We start from the raw sequence: 19,102 nt of genomic DNA, 5'->3' as shown, positions 1-19,102 counted from the left end.
CTAGCCACGGTTCCGGCGCAGCACCGCCAGTGCGATGCCGCCGAGTACAAATCCGGCGCCGAGCAGAAGCCTTAGACTTGCCATCTCGGCTAACAGGATGACCCCGGCAGCAATTGCGATAACTGGAACGCTGAGTTGCACGATCGCGGCCACCGCCGGTGAAAGCTGTGGCACGACACGGTACCATAGCGCATAGCCGAGACCGGACGTGACGCCTCCGGAAAGCGCAGCCAGCCCATAGCCAAGCGGAGACATTTGCCAATTGCTTCCCAGCAGGAACAGGGCAAGTCCCGTGACGGGCAACGCCATGATGAAATTTGCTGCAGTTCCCGACAATGCATCTGGTTCGGACCGGCCCGCGATGGAATATATGGCCCACCCGACCCCGGCAGCCGTCATTAAGCCGGCCCCCTTCGGGTCGACCTGAACCGTCCCAGCAGGCCAAAGAACAAAAGCCAGTCCACCAAGCGCAATACCGGCACCCAATATCTGTCTCAAAGTGGGTGCAGAACCGGTCATTGCACCAATCGCAAACATGGTAATTTGCACAACCCCGAACAGGATCAGCGCACCAAGCCCGGCATCAAGCGTCAGATACGCAACTGAAAACCCGATCATATAAAGCGACAGTGACCCGGCCCCAACAACACGTCGACGATTAAAAACAGGGATCGAGCTGCCCCGAAGCGCCACCAATACCGTTAAAACCAAGGCACCAGCCAAAACCCGGATAATGGCAAATCCCGCCGGATCACTTGCGCCACTGTCGATAGCAAGGCGGTTCAGGATCGAATTCGCGGCGAAGGCGCACATGGTTAAAACGGTCAGAAGAAACAGTCGCATATCAACCGCATAGCCGTTTCAAAGGGATTTGCACACTCACATTCCCGATTGCCGAGCCAATCCCGACCCTCCTCGGACCAGAGCCTACCAGCGCCAATGATACGAATGCGCAACAGACATTCCAAACAAAACCGGGGCCGCCCAAAGGCGACCCCGCTATCAAGCACTAAGGCTTAAGCAGCTTACATCATGCCGCCCATGCCGCCCATGTCGGGCATGCCGCCGGCAGGTGCCGCGCCTTCTTTGGCGGGCTTATCGGCAACCATTGCTTCGGTGGTGACCAGCAGGCCCGCAACCGATGCCGCATCTTCCAGAGCGGTACGGACAACTTTGGCCGGGTCGATCACACCGAACGAGAACATGTCGCCATATTCTTCGGTCTGAGCGTTGAAGCCGAATGCTGCGTCGTCGCTTTCGCGAACTTTGCCAGCAACAACCGCACCGTCGACACCAGCGTTCTCGGCGATCTGGCGCAGAGGCGCTTCGATTGCCTTACGAACGATGTTGATACCTGCGTTCTGGTCGGCGTTTGCACCTTCCAGAGTTTCCAGTGCTTTACCGGCCTGAACCAGAGCAACACCACCGCCCACAACAACGCCTTCTTGTACAGCAGCGCGGGTTGCGTTCAGAGCATCGTCCACACGGTCCTTACGCTCTTTCACTTCAACTTCGGTCATGCCGCCAACGCGGATAACGGCAACACCGCCTGCCAGTTTGGCAACGCGCTCTTGCAGCTTCTCACGGTCGTAATCCGACGAGGTTTCTTCGATCTGAGTGCGGATCTGAGCAACACGTGCTTCGATCTCGGCTTTCTCGCCAGCACCGTCGACGATGGTGGTTTCGTCTTTGGTGATCTCGATCTTCTTGGCGGTGCCCAGCATGTCCATGGTGACGGACTCGAGCTTCATGCCCAGATCTTCGGAGATCACCTGACCACCGGTCAGGATCGCGATGTCCTGCAGCATGGCTTTGCGGCGGTCGCCGAAGCCCGGTGCCTTGACAGCAGCAATTTTCAGGCCGCCGCGCAGTTTGTTGACCACGAGGGTCGCCAGTGCTTCGCCTTCAACGTCTTCCGCGATGATCAGCAGCGGCTTCTGCGACTGGATCACCTGCTCGAGCAGCGGAACCATCGGCTGCAGCGAGGACAGTTTCTTTTCGTGCAGCAGGATCATGCAGTCGTCGAGTTCTGCGATCATCTTGTCTGCGTTGGTGACGAAGTAAGGCGACAGGTAGCCACGGTCGAACTGCATACCTTCGACAACATCGGTCTCGGTTTCCAGACCTTTGTTTTCTTCGACGGTAATAACGCCTTCGTTGCCAACCTTCTGCATCGCGTCTGCGATCTGCTGGCCGATTTCGGCTTCGCCGTTGGCCGAGATGGTGCCAACCTGAGCAACTTCTGCCGAGTCTTTGACTTCACGCGAAGCGTCTTTGATGCCTTCGACAACCTTGGCAGTTGCCAGGTCGATGCCGCGCTTCAGGTCCATCGGGTTCAGGCCAGCAGCAACCTGCTTCAGACCTTCGCGAACGATGGCTTGGGCTAGAACGGTTGCGGTGGTGGTGCCGTCGCCGGCTTCGTCATTGGTGCGGCTGGCGACTTCTTTCACCATCTGCGCGCCCATGTTTTCGAACTTGTCTTCCAGTTCGATTTCCTTGGCAACCGAAACACCGTCTTTGGTGATGCGCGGCGCGCCAAAGGATTTGTCCAGAACCACGTTGCGGCCTTTCGGGCCCAGGGTCACTTTAACAGCATCGGCCAGAACATTTACACCGGCCAGCATGCGGTTACGGGCATCAGTGTCAAACTTGACGTCCTTTGCAGACATGTTGTCTCTCCTTGAGAATATCTGTTGAAATGAAGATCAGAGAAAGCGGGTGCGCTTACTCGATGATCCCCATGATGTCGCTTTCTTTCATCATCAGCAGCTCTTCGCCGTTGACCTGAACCTCGGTGCCCGACCATTTGCCGAACAGGATCTTGTCGCCAGCTTTTACAGCCATCGCGATCAGTTCGCCGCTGTCCTTGCGCGCGCCTTCGCCGGTTGCAACGACTTCGCCTTCGCTGGGCTTTTCTTTTGCGCTGTCGGGAATGATCAGTCCGCCTGCGGTTTTCTCTTCGCTTTCTACGCGACGAACCAGCACACGGTCATGAAGCGGTTTCAATGCCATCTTTGCAGCTCCTTGGGCTCAAAGTTTGTTATCCTCCCCTCGCCGACTGACGAGGCGTTAGCACTCGGGTCTCATGAGTGATAACGACGCATAGCTAGGGAGTTGCAGGAAGCGAGTCAACAATATGTGAAAGATTTTTTTGCCTGGCGCGATAAGCAGGCAAGAACAAGGCACCTAGTCTGGCTGATCCCAGCTGTACGCCCAGTGTTTCAGACCTTCTTGCCCTGCCTCAGACAGCGCGTAGACGCCCTTTTCCACTTTTTCGAACCAGCCGTAATGATTGTCGTACATCAAACGTGTCGCCGCACTTACGCCAGTGGCCTTTGCGACATCGGCCCCCTTGCCCGCTCCGTTCTCTGCCAGATGGGCCGCGCATTTTAGCGCATCTTGCCGATAGGCCGTTACGATCCCATGACGCGTGGCACCGCCCGCATTGGGATCGCCCTGCAACCTTTCAAACTCGCGCAGCAATCGCTTAGCCCTGACCTTATCCTTGCGCGGCGCATAGGGGCCGGGATCGCATTGAACCTCGACCGCTCCATCAGAGCGCACGGTGATCAGGCCCAATCCCAGGCGGCGGCACAGCGCCAGATTATCCTTCAACGCCCGTCGCGCTGCCCGGCCTTTTGGTTTACAGACCCCAATATAGACCTGATCGGTTATTTTCAGTCGTGTGATGGCCTGATGAAACAGCGCGAGACTGAAGCGCAGCTTGAGTTCCACGATCACCGGCTCCTGCCCATCCCGCAGAGCAACAATATCGGCGGCGCCAACCTCACCTTTCACGGTATATCCCTGACGTTCCAACAAGGCTTTGATGGGTGGATAGAGATCCTGCTCGAGCTTCATAACGCTATGCTATGTAGTTTCGCGCGGATTGCCAGCCACGGTTTGAAGACAAACTACATTGCAACTTACAAGAAGGCAGGAGTACGTCTTGGTCATATTCGCCATTTCCGGAAGGTTCCATATGCGCTTGCTCAGCTTTTGTCTCGGCCTTTTGCTTCCGATTACCGCCCATGCGGCCTGCGAAGGGAGAGATCTTAGGCTTGACCTGTCGGCCGAAAGTCAAGCTGATCTCGAGAAGACAATCAGTGACATTCCGTTTCCGGAGGGCAACCACTGGATCGCGACAAAAGACGGGACCGTCTTGCACCTGATCGGCACCCTCCACACCAGCGACCCCCGCATGGCACCCGTGGTCGAGCGCTTGGAGCCAGTTCTGAGTCAGGCCGACGCGTTTTTCTTCGAGGTCACACAGGACGAAATGGACGCGTTCGAAAAAGATCTGGCCGATGATTTCAGCCCGGTCCTGATTACGTCCGGCCCCACTTTGATTGACCTGATGTCGGAAGAAGATTGGACAGCGCTGTCCGCGACTCTGGCCGAGCGTGGCATTCCCGCCTGGATGGCCGCCAAGATGCGCCCTTGGTTTCTAAGCATGATGTTGGGCATTCCGCCTTGCCGGATGAATACCCCAGACTTTGATCGCGGCATGGACACGCGCCTGACGGAACTGGCCGAACAACACGGGATACCCCAGTATTCGCTAGAGCGGATCGAGGATCTGATCGCCATGTTCGACAGCCATCCTCTGGAGGAACAAGTGGCCTCACTGACCAGGCTGGCCGGGGCGCTGCAGGCCGGGGACGACCAAATGATCACCATGGCGAACGCCTATATCGAAGAGCAGCACGCCGCGATCATTGAGCTTGCGAAAATTCAGGGACTTGAAGCTTCAGGGATGACACCAGAAGAGTTTAACGCCGAATGGAAAGGGTTCGAGGATCAGCTTCTGGTGCAACGCAACGCCAACTGGATGGAAAAGATTCTGGACCTGAAGGATCAGACCGCGGTGATCGCTGTCGGGGCCGGACATCTGAGCAACGACTACGGCTTACTGAACCAGCTACAGCAAGCCGGATATACACTGGAACGCGCTGAATTCTAGGTTTTCAGACCAAGGGTCGCAGCAAGTTTGCTTCCGGGTGACAACCGTGTTTGACCACCCTATAAGGCGCGCAAATCCATATTCTTCAGGACACGAGACATGACAACGCTAGTTTTTGGCCACAAATCTCCCGACACCGATTCCACCGGCTCTCCGATCCTGTGGTCGTGGTATCTGAACGAAGTGAAAGGTGAACAGGCACAGCCCGTTTTGCTAGGCGAACCCAACACCGAAGCCGCCTTTATGCTTGAGCGTTGGGACCTGCCCAAGCCGCAAATCATCGAGGACGTGGCCGAGGATGCACCGGTTGTCATCGTCGACACCAACAATCCGGCCGAGCTGCCCGCCAGCATCAACAGCGCCGATATCCGCGCCATAATCGACCACCACAAACTGGTTGGCGGGCTTGAAACCAAAGGCCCCATCGACATCACCGTGCGCCCGCTGGCCTGCACGGCAACCATCATGGTCGATCTGATGGGTGACGACGCCGCCAAGATGCCCGACGCGATCAAAGGTGCCGCGCTGACCTGCATCCTGTCGGACACACTGGAATTCCGCTCACCCACAACCACCGCGCACGACCGCGCCGTGGCTGAGAAACTGGCGGCTGAACTTGGTCTGGATGTCTCGGCCTACGCCGCCGACATGTTTGCAGCAAAATCGGATGTATCGTCATTCTCGGACGCCGAACTGATCCGCATGGACAGCAAAGAATACGAAGTAGACGGCACCAAGTTCCGGGTCTCGGTTCTGGAAACCACAGCCCCCGGTGTCGTGCTGGATCGCAAGGACAGCATCGTAAGCTCGATGGCTGATGTGGCCAAGGAAGACGGCGTTGATCAGGTGTTGCTGTTCGTGGTCGACATTCTGAACGAAGAGGCAACGCTGCTGGTTCCAAATGATCTGGTCAAAGGTGTCGCTGAGAAGAGCTTTGGCGCAACCGTGGACGGTGACGCGGTTGTGTTGCCCGGCGTGATGAGCCGGAAAAAGCAGATCATTCCGAACCTCAAGGTTTGAATTTAGATTATCAAAGGCGCCCGAAACCGGGCGCTTTTTTTTGCGAGGCTCTGCCTCGCGCTCCGAGATATTTTTGGCCAGATGAACAAGGGGGGTTGATTTCGGCCGCTCCGCCTTGGGCTGCACCTCTGGCCAATTGCGCCACGCTCTGCCATAGGCTTTGACATCTCGCATTCCCTGCTGCACGAGGCGCGCCATGACCCAGATCGTTTCTTCACTCGCTGAAATCTCTGACCGCTACAAAGCGCTGTTTGTTGATTTGTGGGGTTGCGTTCATAATGGGATAACTGCCTACCCAGAGGCCGTCGCGGCACTGCAAGCTTATCGTCAACGTGGTGGCACGGTGGTTCTTGTAACCAATTCCCCCAAGCCTCGGGCCGGGGTTGCCGAGCAGCTTTTACATTTCAATGTGCCGGCAGATTCCTATGACACGATTGCAACCAGCGGTGATTCGGCGCGTTCAGCGATGTTTCGCGGGGCGATTGGCGAAAAAGTCTACTTCATGGGGGAATGGCAGCGGGATGCCGGTTTTTTTGAACCCCTGAAACTGCTGGATCATCCGATCCACATTGAACGCGTTCCGCTGGACGCGGCCGAAGGCATCGTGTGTTGCGGCCCGTTCGACCCGATGGCGGACCCAGATGTGAACCGGCCCGACTTTCTTTATGCCAAGCAGAAAGGGATGAAACTGCTCTGCGCAAATCCGGACATCGTGGTGGACCGAGGCGAAACGCGCGAATGGTGCGCAGGTGCTTTGGCCCGACTTTATACCGAGATGGGTGGTGAAAGCCTATATTTCGGTAAGCCACACCCGCCGATCTACGATCTGGCCCGGCGCAGGTTGCAGGCGATTGGGGTTGATGTGTCGGATTCTGAAATACTTGCCATAGGGGACGGGCCGCAAACAGATATCGCTGGAGGCATGGGGGAAGGCATTGATACCCTCTTCATCACCGGCGGTTTGGCAGCCGCAGAAACCAAAACATCACATCATCCAGACGAAGACGCGTTGAAAGCTCATAACGAGAAGGAACAGATCAATCCAACCTATTCGATTGGTCGCCTGAGATAGCAAAAAAGACTTGATTTTCTGCAACTGCGAAGTAATAAAGTTGCCGACGAGCGGCAGATGATGGTCTTTTGTTGCTCTTTCGATCTCGAATGAGGGCAGCATGTTGGACAACCTTCCGCGCGGAACGATTTGCATCGAAGACATCGAAATGGGCATGTCACGGCACTTGCGCAAAGTCGTGACCGATGAAGATATCGAGATGTTCGCTCAAGTATCGACCGACCGGAATCCGGTTCATCTGGATGATGACTATGCCCGCGATACGATTTTCGAAGGGCGCATTGCGCATGGCATGCTGACCGCCGGCCTGATCTCTGCCGTGATCGGAGAGCAGCTGCCCGGACATGGAACCGTGTACATGGGACAATCGCTTAAATTTCTGGCGCCGGTGCGTCCGGGCGACATGGTTTATGCCGAGGTCAAGGTGATCGATATCGATTTTGCCAAACGTCGGGTGAAACTGGATTGCCACTGCGCAGTTGACGGAAAGAAAGTGTTGGTGGGTGAGGCCATGGTGCTGGCTCCGAGCCGCAAGTTCGACTGATAATCCACCTTAACCGAACTGCGGCTTGAACCTGACGGGCAGTCCCGCTAGGCAAGCCGCATGCATATCATCCGGGACTTCCAGTTTGTTGAACCAGAAGACCGAGGCGCAAGTGTCGCCATCGGGAACTTTGACGGTGTTCATCTTGGCCATCAATCCGTCATCGAGTTGGCGCGCAATGCTGAATTGAACGCGCCGCTGGGGGTCATGACATTTGAGCCGCATCCGCGAGAGTATTTTTCCCCAGAGGCACCGCCCTTTCGTCTGATGCGCGGCAATGCACGCGCGCACCGGCTGGAAAAACTCGGCGTGCAGAAGCTTTATGAACTGCCTTTTAATTCAACGCTCGCGGGTATGACGCCCGAAGCTTTTGCGAGAAATGTCATATGCGATGGTCTGGGGCTTTCTCATGTTGTCGTGGGTGCCGATTTTTGTTTTGGCAAAGGGCGCAGCGGTAACCCTCAGGACCTGGTTCGCTTTGGCGAAGAGATGGGGTTCGGTGTGACAATCGCGCCCCTGTTGGAGCGCACCGAGAATGTGGTTTCGTCGACTGCGATCCGGACAGCTCTGTCAGAGGGGCGCCCGCGCGATGCGGCAACAATGCTGGGGCACTGGCACCGGATCGAGGGTGAGGTCGTCGGAGGCGAGCAACGCGGACGAGAGTTGGGGTACCCGACAGCCAATATGTCGATCGAAGGACTACACCCTCCGAGATTCGGCGTTTATGCAGTTTTGGTCGACGTCCTGGATGGCCCGCATCAGGGCAGCTATCACGGGGCGGCATCGGTCGGGACCCGGCCCATGTTCCAAGGCGAGGTTCCTAACATCGAGACATTTCTGTTCAATTTCTCAGGTGATCTTTACGGTGCCACGCTGTCCGTTGGTCTGGTCGACTATCTGCGGCCCGAAATGACATTCGACGGCCTTGACGGGTTGATCTCGCAGATGGATGCCGATTGCGCGCGCGCGAGAGAGATACTGGCCAGCACATGACTACGGATCCAATCGATCGAGCTGGCCTCGCGCCCCGATTCTGGGAACGCAAGCCGCTGCGCAAGATGAACCAGCGTGAGTGGGAGGCACTGTGTGATGGTTGCGGCAAATGCTGTCTGAACAAGCTGGAAGACGAAGATACGGGCGAGGTCGCATTGACCTGTGTTGCCTGTCGCCTGCTGGATGACGAAACTTGCCGGTGCACCCAATATGATATCCGCCACCAATTCGTGCCCGAATGCATCGTCATGACACCCGATAACATCGACAACCATGCCTATTGGCTGCCCCAGACTTGCGCCTATCGACTGCTCTGGGAAGGCAAACCGCTTTACGACTGGCACCCTTTGCTATCAGGTACGCCTGAAAGCGTTCACACCGCCGGAGTCTCCGTGCAGCGGCGAACCGTATCTGAATTCGAAACGCCCATGGAAGAGTGGGAAGACTACATCATCGAGGAGCCGAATTAATGCATTTTGCCTCTGATAATTCCGGGCCTGTTCATCCCGAAGTTCTGGCCGCATTGGCCGAAGCCAATCAGGGCTATCAGATGGCTTATGGCGCCGACACCTTGATGAACGAAGTGCGCGACCAAATCCGCGGCATTTTCGAAGCACCGGGTGCGGCAGTTTATCTGGTCGCTACGGGAACGGCAGCTAATTCACTGGCGTTGGCAACGCTGAGCAAGCCGTGGGAAACCGTGTTCTGTTCACCCGTTGCTCATATCCATGAGGATGAGTGCAATGCTCCCGAATTCTACACCGGCGCGAAACTGACTCTGGTGCCGGGTGGCGACAAGATGACCCCCGAAGCATTGACCAAGTCCATTGAGGGGGAAGAAACCCGCGGCGTGCATGGTCCGCAGCGCGGGCCTGTCTCGATCACTCAGGTGACCGAGCGTGGCTCGGTTTACTCGCTTGCCGAACTTCAAGCCTTGTGTGGCGTTGCCAAGAAGTATGGGTTGCCGGTGCATATGGATGGTGCACGCTTCACTAACGCTCTGGTCGCTTTGAATTGCTCACCGGCAGAGATGACGTGGAAATCTGGTGTTGACGCAGTCAGCTTTGGCGGCACCAAAAACGGGCTGATGGGTGTCGAGGCCGTAATCTTCTTCGACGAAAGCAAAGCTTGGGAGTTCGAGCTGCGGCGCAAGCGCGGGGCGCACCTGTTTTCCAAGCACCGTTATCTGTCGGCCCAGATGGCTGCTTATCTGCAGGATGACCTGTGGCTGAAATCAGCTCGCAAAGCGAATGCCAATTGCGCGCGATTGGCGGATGGTCTGCGGGCAGTCGGGGCAGAATTCCTGCATGAACCCCAGGCAAACATGATTTTCGCAAGCTTTCCCCGCAGTCAACACAAGCGCCTGCACGAGGCCGGCGCCGTCTATCACCTGTGGGGCGATACGTTGGACGGTGAGGACGAAGACGAGATGCTGGCCTGCCGCCTTGTCTGTGACTGGTCCATCGGAACCGAGCAGATCGATCGGTTTCTGAACCTCTTGTAGTCGTGCCTCCCTGCCCCGGCTATTTCATCTCAGCCAGATGCTTGTCCAGATCATCAAGACGGTCCTGTCCCCAGAACCTCTGATCGTCCGGTGTGATGTAAAATGGTGCCCCGAAAACACCCCGGTCCACGGCTTCTTCCAGATTTGCGGCGTAGGTTTCCGCACCTACCAACAGGCCACTATCAGCTAGATTTGGATTAAATCCTGCCTGTTCCAAGCAATCCCGGATCACGCCATCATCAGAGATGTCCTTTTCTTCTGCCCAGCAGGCACGCAAGAAGGAATGGCAAAGTTTACCCACATCACCTGATCCATCCTGTACTGCTGCGATCACAGCGTAAGAGGACGGTGCCATGTTCGTCGGCCAGTGCGCAGGCTGCAGGTTCAACGGCATATCCAGATTGCGCGCTTGGCGCACCAGTTCCTGCGCGCGGTATTCGATGCGAGAGATATGACGATCTTTTGGTGGCGTTCCACCTGTCCGGCCGAACAGGGCAACAATATCCAATGGTTTATAGTTGATCGTCGCACCGTGTTTTTCCGCGATCTCTTCAAGGCGCATTCCCGCCAGATAGGAATAGGGCGAGAGTGTCGCAAAAAAGTAGTCAATCTGGGCCATGTTCACTTTCTCCGCTGCGTTATCTTTGCGGGACGGTAGACCCATGCTAAGCGGTGTCAACATCACGAATCTGTCACATTGCCACTGCTGCCCGGGGAAAATCAGCCGATGCCGACACTTCACGAACCCAAGCTTATCGCTGGGAACGCCAATCTTCCGCTTGCCGAAACCATTGCACGTCGCATGAGCCTGCATCGCGGCGTTGACCAGGGGCTGGTCGATGCAAGGGTCGAACGGTTCAACGACGGAGAGATTTTCGTCGAGGTTTTCGAGAATGTGCGTGGTGAGGATATGTTTATCGTTCAACCAACCTCGAACCCCGCCAATGACAATCTGATGGAGCTGCTGATCATCGCAGATGCCCTGCGCCGTTCATCCGCAGCCCGGATCACCGCTGTCATTCCGTATTTCGGGTACGCCCGTCAGGACCGCCGCACCAAAGCGCGCACGCCAATCAGCGCCAAGCTGGTGGCAAACATGCTGACTGGTGCGGGTATCGAACGGATTCTAACCATGGATCTGCACGCAGCCCAGATTCAGGGCTTTTTCGACATGCCGGTGGACAACCTTTATGCCTCGCCGATCTTTGCCCTGGATGTGAAGAAGCAGTTCAAAGACCAAATGGACGACCTGATGGTGGTCTCGCCAGATGTCGGCGGTGTGGCCCGCGCCCGCGAACTGGCCAAACGCATCAATGCACCACTTTCGATCGTCGACAAACGCCGCGAGAAGGCAGGCGAAGTGGCCGAGATGACTGTCATTGGTGACGTGAAAGACAAAATCTGCCTGATCGTCGATGACATTTGCGATACCGCTGGCACTCTGTGCAAAGCTGCCCAGGTGCTGATGGATAACGGCGCCAAGGAAGTACACTCTTACATCACCCACGGTGTCATGAGTGGACCGGCGGTTGAACGTGTGACCAATTCGGTGATGAAATCTCTGGTCCTATCGGACACGATCCAGCCTACGGCTGAGATCAACAAGGCCGCCAATATCCGCATCGTGCCCACCGCGCCGATCTTTACGCAGGCGATCCTGAACATTTGGAATGGCACCAGCGTATCATCGCTGTTCGAAGACAAGACACTGACGCCGATCTACGAGTCACTTTATCATATGGATTGATCGAAAAAACTGCTGACTACTATTGATAATGTCTGAATTCATGACGGCCTGCCTATTCGGCGACCGTCATGATTTCTTCCAACGGTTTTTTCATCTTTGCAACTTTTGGCACCTTCGCGTCGTCTTGCGGGTGGCCTACAGCTACGATCATAATAGGCTTTTCATGATCAGGGCGGTTTAGCAGTTTATTCAGGAATTTCATCGGGTTGGGTGTGTGGGTCAGCGATACCAGCCCTGCATGGTGCAGCGCCGCCAACAAAAAGCCCGTGGCAATGCCCGTGCTTTCAGGCACGTAGTAGTTTTTGAACCGATCTCCATCATCGAAATGACCCCAACGTTGGGCGAAAATCACTATCAGCCACGGTGCGTCTTCCAGATGCGGCTTCTGATCGTTAGTCCCGATTGGTTCAAGCGCCTTCAGCCATTCATCTCCGGCACCGCCTTCATAAAACCTGCGCTCCTCAGCTTCTGCCTCTTCCCGAATACGGCGCTTCATCTCAGGGTTCGAGATGGCCACAAAGTGCCAGGGCTGATGATTGGCCCCTGAGGGCGCTGTTCCGGCTGCGCGAATGCACTCTTCGATGACCGTGCGCTCGACGGGCCGGTCCGAATAGTCACGCACGGTATGGCGGCGTTTCATCTTGTTGTAGAACGCTCGCGCTTCGGCCAGCATTTCTTCATCAGACAAGTCCATACGATCCGGAAGGTCCAGGGCCTCGTATTCGATATGATCTCGTGCAAACACCTATAAGATACTCCGGTTGCGTTAGCCGCTATTTGGGATGGCCAGTCTTCTTTATGGGACGACGCGCGAAGGTGCGCAATCTTATGTCACGAACAGGCCTGCTTCACGAGATATCCCAATCGTCTTCATGCGAAACATCTCCAATTGCGGTCCAACTCACCCGAATTCTGGCGATACGCGTATCGGACCAGGTGCGAAACACCGCATTGAATCCTTCCGGCGTTATATCTTCGGCCTGAACTTCAGCCCGTAAAGCGGAAGACGTATCCACATCCCAAAGTACCACGCCTATCTGGATGATTGGCACAGAGCGGAACACTTCTGAAAAACGGACGCTTACGCGACGCTCACGCGGGCCCTCACCAGTCCACATCACGCCACCATCGGCGAAATCGGAAAACAAGACCTCCTCGCCCTGATCAATGCCGATGGGATGGGTTTGAAACTTTTTCATATATCGTCTTTTATTGTTCAATTCCTGCAGCTTAACTTCAGCGAATGGCAAAATCACGACAAAAAAACGGCCCCGCGGATACGGGGCCGTTCCAAGTGATCAGAATGTCATGAACCCTTACAGGCTCATATGCGTTCCTAGAGCTTCCATGTCAGCCAGCAACTTTGCAGCATCGTCGACGATGGTCTGATCGTCACCGGCCTTGGCTGCCTCGTGCGAGGCGCGGGCGTCAGCGATCAGATCGTCCAGATGCGAGCGTGTTACTTCAGCAACCGGAATGGCCTTTTCGGCCAGAACCGACAGGCCATCACCATTGATCTGAGCAAACCCACCGGTGACCAGGTATTCGCTGGAGCCTTGGGGTGCTTCGACCTTCAGGATGCCCGGGCGCAGAGTTGTAATTGTGGGGGCATGATCGGGCATTGCCGTCATGTCCCCGTCCGCGCCGGGAATCTGGACCGCGGTGGCCTCGAGCGAAGCAAGGCTCCGCTCGGGGCTGACGAGGTCGAATTGCATCGTGTTTGCCATCAGGGATACTCCTTAGGCGGCTTCTGCGGCCATCTTCTCCGCTTTGGCGATCACTTCTTCGATGCCGCCAACCATCAGGAAGGCCGCTTCGGGCAGGTGATCGTATTCGCCAGCGACAACCGCTTTGAACGACGCGATGGTCACATCCAGAGGAACCTGAACGCCCGGCGAACCGGTGAAGACTTCGGCCACGTCGAACGGCTGCGACAGGAAGCGCTCGATCTTACGGGCACGTGCCACGGTCAGTTTGTCCTCTTCCGACAGTTCGTCCATGCCGAGGATGGCGATGATGTCCTGCAGTGACTTGTAGCGCTGGAGGATCTGCTGAACGTCGGTCGCAACCTTGTAGTGCTCTTCACCAACGATGGCCGGGTCGAGCAGACGCGATGTCGAGTCGAGCGGGTCAACCGCAGGGTAGATACCCTTTTCCGAGATCGCACGGTTAAGAACGGTGGTCGCGTCCAAGTGCGCAAACGAGGTTGCCGGCGCAGGGTCGGTAAGGTCGTCCGCAGGCACGTAGATCGCCTGCACGGACGTGATCGAGCCCGACTTGGTCGAGGTGATGCGTTCCTGCAGGGCACCCATGTCGGTGGCCAGGGTCGGCTGGTAGCCCACCGCCGAAGGAATACGACCCAGCAGAGCCGAAACCTCGGAACCCGCCTGCGTAAAGCGGAAGATGTTGTCGACGAAGAACAGAACGTCGGTACCGGACTGGTCGCGGAACTGCTCGGCCAGGGTCAGACCGGTCAGAGCAACACGCGCACGCGCTCCGGGAGGTTCGTTCATCTGACCGTAAACCAAGGCAACCTGCGATTCCGACAGGTTGTCCGGCTTGATCACGTTCGATTCGATCATCTCGTGGTACAGGTCGTTCCCTTCACGGGTCCGTTCACCAACACCCGCGAACACCGAGAAGCCCGAGTGCACCTTTGCGATGTTGTTGATCAGTTCCATGATCAGAACGGTTTTACCAACGCCGGCACCGCCGAAGAGGCCAATTTTACCGCCTTTGGCGTAAGGGGCCAGCAGGTCAACAACCTTGATGCCGGTCACCAGAACTTCCGACTCGGTCGACTGTTCGTCGAAGGTCGGTGCTGGCTGGTGGATCGCGCGGGCCTCAGATGCCTCAACCGGACCTTTTTCGTCGATCGGCTCGCCGACCACGTTCAGGATTCGGCCCAGGGTGGCGTTGCCAACCGGTACCGAGATCGGTGCGCCGGTGTCGGTCACGGCTTCGCCGCGGACCAGACCTTCGGTCGCGTCCATTGCGATGGTACGGACGGTGTTTTCACCCAGGTGCTGAGCAACTTCCAACACCAGTCGCTTGCCGTTGTTGGTGGTTTCCAGCGCGTTCAGAATTTCAGGCAGCTGATCTTCGAAGTGCACGTCGACGACGGCCCCGATGATCTGTGTGACTTTGCCTTTTGCATTCGCCATGTTTCGTCTCCGGTATGTCTCTACAGCGCTTCGGCGCCGGAAATAATTTCAATCAGCTCGTTGGTGATCACGGCCTGACGCGAGCGGTTGAACTGGATCGTCAGCTTGTCGATCATCTCACCCGCATTGCGTGTCGCGTTGTCCATTGCGGACATCCGTGCACCCTGTTCAGACGCTCCGTTTTCGAGCAGAGCCGAGAAGATCGCAGTCGCAACCCCCTTGGGCAGCAGGTCGGCCAGGATGGCCTCTTCGCTGGGCTCGTAGTCGAATACCGCACCGCTATCGTCACCCGTCGCTTCGTCTTCGAACGATGCGGGGATGACCTGCTGTGCCGTCGGGATCTGGGTCACAACGTTGACGAACTTCGAGTAGAAGATCGTGGCAACGTCGAACTCACCCCCGTCGAAACGTGACAGGACGTCCTTGGCGATGTCTTGCGCGTTGTTGTAGCCAATGCGCTTGACCTCGCTCAGGTCGATATGTCCAACGAACAGATCGCCAAAATCACGCTTGAGCGCATCGCGGCCTTTCTTGCCGACCGTCAAAACCTTGACCGTCTTGCCCTTGCCGCGCAGCTCGTCCGCTTTGGCGCGGGCAAGCTTGGCGATGTTCGCGTTGAAGCCGCCACACAGGCCGCGTTCAGCTGTCATCACAACCAGCAGATGGACATCATCGCTGCCCGTACCACGGAGCAACTTGGGAGCGCTGTCGCTGCCCCCGACCGACGCCGCCAGCCCCGCCATCACGGCATTGAACCGTTCGGCATAAGGGCGCGAGGCTTCGGCAGATTCCTGGGCGCGGCGCAGTTTTGCTGCCGCGACCATCTGCATGGCCTTGGTGATCTTGCGGGTCGATTTGACCGACTCGATCCTGTTTTTAAGGTCCTTCAGACTAGGCATCGGAACCCCCTATCAAGCGAAGGTCGCGGCGTATTCGTCGATCGCTGCCTTGAGTTTGTCCGCTGCATCACCTTTGATCTTCGGATCTTCGTCGGTGATCCACTTCAGAAGGTCAGCGTGCTTACCGCGCAGGTGTGACAGCAGACCGGCCTCATAGCGGCCAACGTCAGAAACTTCGATTTTGTCGAGGTAACCGTTGGTGCCTGCGAAGATGACGCAGACGATTTCCGCGTTGGTCAGCGGCGAGTACTGCGGCTGTTTCATCAGCTCGGTCAGACGCGCACCACGGTTCAGCAGCTGCTGAGTTGCGGCGTCGAGGTCCGAACCGAACTGCGCAAACGCAGCCATTTCGCGGTACTGAGCCAGTTCCAGTTTAACCGGACCAGCAACCGATTTCATCGCATCGGTCTGAGCCGAAGAGCCCACACGCGAAACCGACAGACCGGTGTTCACAGCAGGACGGATACCTTGGTAGAACAGTTCGGTTTCCAGGAAGATCTGGCCGTCGGTGATCGAGATCACGTTGGTCGGAATAAACGCCGAAACGTCACCACCCTGAGTTTCGATAACCGGCAGAGCAGTCAGCGACCCTGCACCGAAATCTTCGTTCAGCTTCGCCGAACGTTCCAGCAGACGGGAGTGAAGATAGAAAACGTCGCCAGGATAGGCTTCACGTCCAGGCGGACGACGCAGCAGCAGCGACATCTGACGATAGGACACAGCCTGCTTCGACAGGTCATCATAGATGATCAGCGCGTGGCGGCCGTTGTCACGGAAATATTCAGCCATTGCGGTTGCGGCGTAAGGTGCCAGGAACTGCATCGGTGCCGGATCGGATGCGGTCGCGGCCACAACGATCGAGTATTCAATCGCGCCGGACTCTTCCAGTTTCTTCACCAGCTGCGCAACGGTCGAACGCTTCTGACCAACCGCAACGTACACGCAGTACAGTTTCTTCGACTCGTCGTCGCCAGCTGCGTCGTTGTAAACTTTCTGGTTCAGGATGGTGTCCAGAGCAACGGCGGTTTTGCCGGTCTGACGGTCACCAATGATCAGTTCCCGCTGGCCACGGCCGATCGGGATCATCGCGTCAACCGATTTCAGGCCGGTTGCCATCGGCTCGTGCACCGATTTACGCGGGATGATGCCCGGTGCCTTAACGTCTGCAACGCCACGCTTGGTCGCGTTGATCGGGCCTTTGCCGTCCAGCGGGTTGCCCAGACCGTCAACAACACGGCCCAGCAGTTCGTCACCGATCGGAACGTCCACGATCGAGTTGGTGCGCTTAACAGTGTCACCTTCTTTGATGTCACGGTCAGAACCGAAGATAACGACACCAACGTTGTCGCTTTCCAAGTTCAGGGCCATGCCCATGATGCCACCGGGGAATTCGACCATTTCACCCGCTTGCACGTTGTCCAGGCCGTATACACGGGCAATCCCGTCACCGACGCTCAGCACGCGGCCGATCTCGGCCACTTCGGCTTCCTGACCAAAATTCTTGATCTGGTCCTTCAGGATTGCAGAAATCTCTGCAGCTTGGATTCCCATTTATCCGACCTCTTTCATTGCATTCTGTAGGGAGTTCAGCTTCGAACGGATCGAGCTATCGATCATTTTCGAGCCCACTTTAACGACAAGACCGCCGATGAGGCTTTCATCAACGGTCGCATTGATTGTCACGGTCTTGCCCACACGCTCGGACAGCGTCTTGGACAGTTTATCCATTTGGGTCTTGGTCAGCGCTTTGGCCGAAGCGACATCGGCGGTCACTTCGCCACGTTCGTCAGCCAGCATGTCGCGCAAGACCTGTACCAATTGAGGTACAACAAACAGGCGCCGCTTCTGCGCCATCAGACCCAGCGTGTTGCGCAGGATGGCGTGCAGGCCCATCTTGTCGGCAACCGCGGTGATTGCACCCTCTTGTTCGGCGCGCGAAACCAGAGGCGAAGCGATCAGGTCGCGCAGTTCGGCGCTTTCGCCCAATGCTGCTGCCAAATCGTTGATTCCGGTTTCCAGACCTGCGAGGTCATTATTCTCTTTCGCGATCTCGAAGATCGCTGTGGCATAGCGCTCGGCAATGCCTGTGGAAATCGAAGCTGGTTCGGACACGTCCACCCTTCCGATATTTGAGGCCCCGATTTTGAGTAGCGGCCGCTACCTTGGGGCGTGAGGAAACCCCGTCCATTTAGGGCGGGGATCAAAATCACCGGGGATGTAGCAGAGGTGTTCCAACCAAGCAATACGCTATAGCGGTAACAGTTTTATCCACAAATTATTATTTTTCATACACTTAACCCAACTGCGACCCTTTGGACCGATTGGGGCAGTTGAAAAATGTTACGAATATGCAGGTTTTTGCGATTCCTGTGACCTTTTTCCCGCATTTTTTCCGTTCAAAATGCACCGGACTGTCACGCAGGCTTTAACAAACCATCCAACGCTTTGATCGGGCGCTTCGCTGTGTCTTTAGTAACGCTCCCGCTAGGCGGGCGAATGAGTTTACTGGCCTCAACCATAAGCACGCCTCCGGCCATGACGGTTGGGATGCGTTGTCCAGTCTTCTCGATCAGGCTACCTGATTTTAGCCAGAACCGACGGAACGAAGGCGGCAGGTAAAGCGCCGAGCAATGGTTTTCAGGGACGAAGTGGTGCGCGCGCAATTGGTTTTCCAACTGGGTTGTTGAATAGGGCTGCCCAAAGCCAAACGGCGTCCGGTCTGAGCGCGACCAAAGCCCGGCCCGGTTCGGTACGACAAATAGCACACGCCCTCCGGGCCCCAGAACGCGCCAGCATTCTTCCAGCAATTGACTGGGTCGGTTTGAAGTTTCCAAACCATGCATCACCACGAGTTTATCCACATGGCCTGTTTCGATTGGCCACATCGTCTCTTCGGTCAGAACGGAAACATTGGGCATCCCCGCAGGCCATGGCATTACACCCTGCGGACCAGGCATAAGACCAATCACACGGCGCGCATCTTTGAGGTAAGGCCGCAATAAAGGTACGGCAAAACCAAATCCGACCACAGTTTGCCCCTTGGCTTCGGGCCAAAGATCCACCAACCGACCACGGATCGCTGCCTGGGCCGCGCGACCTAGGGTGCTGCGATAGTAGAAATTCCTCAGATCCTGCACATCAAGATGCATTGCGGACACCCGGTCAATCGGCTTAGCTGGGCGCAGTCTAGCAATGA

The 19,102-nt window shown here is 56.6% G+C and carries 21 protein-coding genes; 8 read left to right on the top strand and 13 right to left on the bottom strand.

The annotated features are described in order from the left end of the window. From ACR0NE_RS09455 to ACR0NE_RS09440, 4 genes are all read right to left on the bottom strand, one after another. The gene (locus ACR0NE_RS09455; RefSeq protein ID WP_170594563.1) at positions 1-843 is read right to left on the bottom strand and encodes a DMT family transporter; all 843 of its coding nucleotides are present in this window, start codon (positions 841-843) and stop codon (positions 1-3) included. 182 nt (positions 844-1,025) lie between these two features. Next, complete coding sequence (groL, locus tag ACR0NE_RS09450; RefSeq protein WP_170392413.1) at positions 1,026-2,669, bottom strand: chaperonin GroEL; 1,644 nt, start codon at positions 2,667-2,669, stop codon at positions 1,026-1,028. 55 nt (positions 2,670-2,724) lie between these two features. Beyond that, positions 2,725-3,012: a co-chaperone GroES gene (groES, locus tag ACR0NE_RS09445; RefSeq protein WP_010441779.1), complete on the bottom strand. Its 288-nt coding sequence runs from the start codon at positions 3,010-3,012 to the stop codon at positions 2,725-2,727. A 174-nt stretch (positions 3,013-3,186) separates the two neighbouring features. Continuing rightward, positions 3,187-3,861 (bottom strand): DUF2161 family putative PD-(D/E)XK-type phosphodiesterase, encoded by a 675-nt coding sequence (locus tag ACR0NE_RS09440; RefSeq protein WP_170594561.1) that lies wholly within the window; start codon positions 3,859-3,861, stop codon positions 3,187-3,189. A 121-nt stretch (positions 3,862-3,982) separates the two neighbouring features. On the opposite strand from ACR0NE_RS09440, the gene ACR0NE_RS09435 reads away from it, so the two are divergent. From ACR0NE_RS09435 to ACR0NE_RS09405, 7 genes are all read left to right on the top strand, one after another. Next, positions 3,983-4,963, top strand: a complete 981-nt coding sequence (locus ACR0NE_RS09435; RefSeq protein WP_170594559.1) for a TraB/GumN family protein — start codon at positions 3,983-3,985, stop codon at positions 4,961-4,963. A 99-nt stretch (positions 4,964-5,062) separates the two neighbouring features. Next, a complete protein-coding gene (locus ACR0NE_RS09430; protein WP_170512514.1) occupies positions 5,063-5,983 on the top strand; it encodes a manganese-dependent inorganic pyrophosphatase in 921 nt (306 codons plus the stop codon). Positions 5,984-6,179: 196 nt separating this feature from the next. Next, on the top strand, positions 6,180-7,055 hold the full coding sequence (locus tag ACR0NE_RS09425) for a TIGR01459 family HAD-type hydrolase (protein WP_170392423.1): 876 nt from the start codon (positions 6,180-6,182) through the stop codon (positions 7,053-7,055). Positions 7,056-7,155: 100 nt separating this feature from the next. Continuing rightward, positions 7,156-7,599 carry a MaoC family dehydratase gene (locus ACR0NE_RS09420; protein WP_074736482.1) on the top strand — a complete coding sequence of 148 codons (444 nt, stop codon included), beginning with the start codon at positions 7,156-7,158 and terminating at the stop codon, positions 7,597-7,599. A gap of 60 nt (positions 7,600-7,659) precedes the next feature. Continuing rightward, entirely contained in the window at positions 7,660-8,592 is a 933-nt protein-coding gene (locus ACR0NE_RS09415) for a bifunctional riboflavin kinase/FAD synthetase (protein WP_170392424.1), read from the top strand. Continuing rightward, positions 8,589-9,062 (top strand): YcgN family cysteine cluster protein, encoded by a 474-nt coding sequence (locus ACR0NE_RS09410; RefSeq protein WP_170512517.1) that lies wholly within the window; start codon positions 8,589-8,591, stop codon positions 9,060-9,062. The genes ACR0NE_RS09415 and ACR0NE_RS09410 overlap by 4 nt, the downstream gene beginning before the upstream one ends. Next, positions 9,062-10,096 carry a threonine aldolase family protein gene (locus ACR0NE_RS09405; RefSeq protein ID WP_170512519.1) on the top strand — a complete coding sequence of 345 codons (1,035 nt, stop codon included), beginning with the start codon at positions 9,062-9,064 and terminating at the stop codon, positions 10,094-10,096. Before ACR0NE_RS09410 ends, ACR0NE_RS09405 begins: the two co-directional genes overlap by 1 nt. 19 nt (positions 10,097-10,115) lie before the next feature. Here the strand turns inward: ACR0NE_RS09405 and ACR0NE_RS09400 are convergent, their stop codons facing one another. Further along, complete coding sequence (locus tag ACR0NE_RS09400; protein WP_170512521.1) at positions 10,116-10,715, bottom strand: 2-hydroxychromene-2-carboxylate isomerase; 600 nt, start codon at positions 10,713-10,715, stop codon at positions 10,116-10,118. A 108-nt stretch (positions 10,716-10,823) separates the two neighbouring features. Between ACR0NE_RS09400 and ACR0NE_RS09395 the strand changes: the two genes are divergently transcribed. Beyond that, the gene (locus ACR0NE_RS09395) at positions 10,824-11,843 is read left to right on the top strand and encodes a ribose-phosphate pyrophosphokinase (RefSeq protein WP_170392433.1); all 1,020 of its coding nucleotides are present in this window, start codon (positions 10,824-10,826) and stop codon (positions 11,841-11,843) included. Positions 11,844-11,895: 52 nt separating this feature from the next. On the opposite strand, the gene ACR0NE_RS09390 is transcribed toward ACR0NE_RS09395, so the two are convergent. From ACR0NE_RS09390 to ACR0NE_RS09355, 8 genes are all read right to left on the bottom strand, one after another. Then, on the bottom strand, positions 11,896-12,588 hold the full coding sequence (locus ACR0NE_RS09390) for a nitroreductase family protein (RefSeq protein ID WP_170594557.1): 693 nt from the start codon (positions 12,586-12,588) through the stop codon (positions 11,896-11,898). A 103-nt stretch (positions 12,589-12,691) separates the two neighbouring features. Continuing rightward, positions 12,692-13,042, bottom strand: a complete 351-nt coding sequence (locus ACR0NE_RS09385) for an H-type lectin domain-containing protein (RefSeq protein ID WP_170594556.1) — start codon at positions 13,040-13,042, stop codon at positions 12,692-12,694. A gap of 117 nt (positions 13,043-13,159) precedes the next feature. Then, the gene (locus ACR0NE_RS09380; RefSeq protein WP_170420547.1) at positions 13,160-13,570 is read right to left on the bottom strand and encodes a F0F1 ATP synthase subunit epsilon; all 411 of its coding nucleotides are present in this window, start codon (positions 13,568-13,570) and stop codon (positions 13,160-13,162) included. Between the two features lie 12 nt (positions 13,571-13,582). After that, positions 13,583-15,007: a F0F1 ATP synthase subunit beta gene (gene atpD, locus ACR0NE_RS09375; RefSeq protein ID WP_010441763.1), complete on the bottom strand. Its 1,425-nt coding sequence runs from the start codon at positions 15,005-15,007 to the stop codon at positions 13,583-13,585. A 20-nt stretch (positions 15,008-15,027) separates the two neighbouring features. Then, on the bottom strand, positions 15,028-15,906 hold the full coding sequence (locus tag ACR0NE_RS09370; protein WP_170594555.1) for a F0F1 ATP synthase subunit gamma: 879 nt from the start codon (positions 15,904-15,906) through the stop codon (positions 15,028-15,030). A gap of 12 nt (positions 15,907-15,918) precedes the next feature. Next, positions 15,919-17,457, bottom strand: a complete 1,539-nt coding sequence (gene atpA / locus ACR0NE_RS09365; RefSeq protein ID WP_170594553.1) for a F0F1 ATP synthase subunit alpha — start codon at positions 17,455-17,457, stop codon at positions 15,919-15,921. After that, entirely contained in the window at positions 17,458-18,018 is a 561-nt protein-coding gene (locus tag ACR0NE_RS09360; RefSeq protein ID WP_170594551.1) for a F0F1 ATP synthase subunit delta, read from the bottom strand. A 302-nt stretch (positions 18,019-18,320) separates the two neighbouring features. Continuing rightward, the gene (locus ACR0NE_RS09355; RefSeq protein WP_170401881.1) at positions 18,321-19,055 is read right to left on the bottom strand and encodes a methyltransferase domain-containing protein; all 735 of its coding nucleotides are present in this window, start codon (positions 19,053-19,055) and stop codon (positions 18,321-18,323) included. Between the last annotated feature and the right edge of the window lie 47 nt (positions 19,056-19,102).

Source organism: Ruegeria sp. C9 (assembly GCF_056537585.1).
This window is presented reverse-complemented; position numbering and strand designations above follow the sequence as displayed.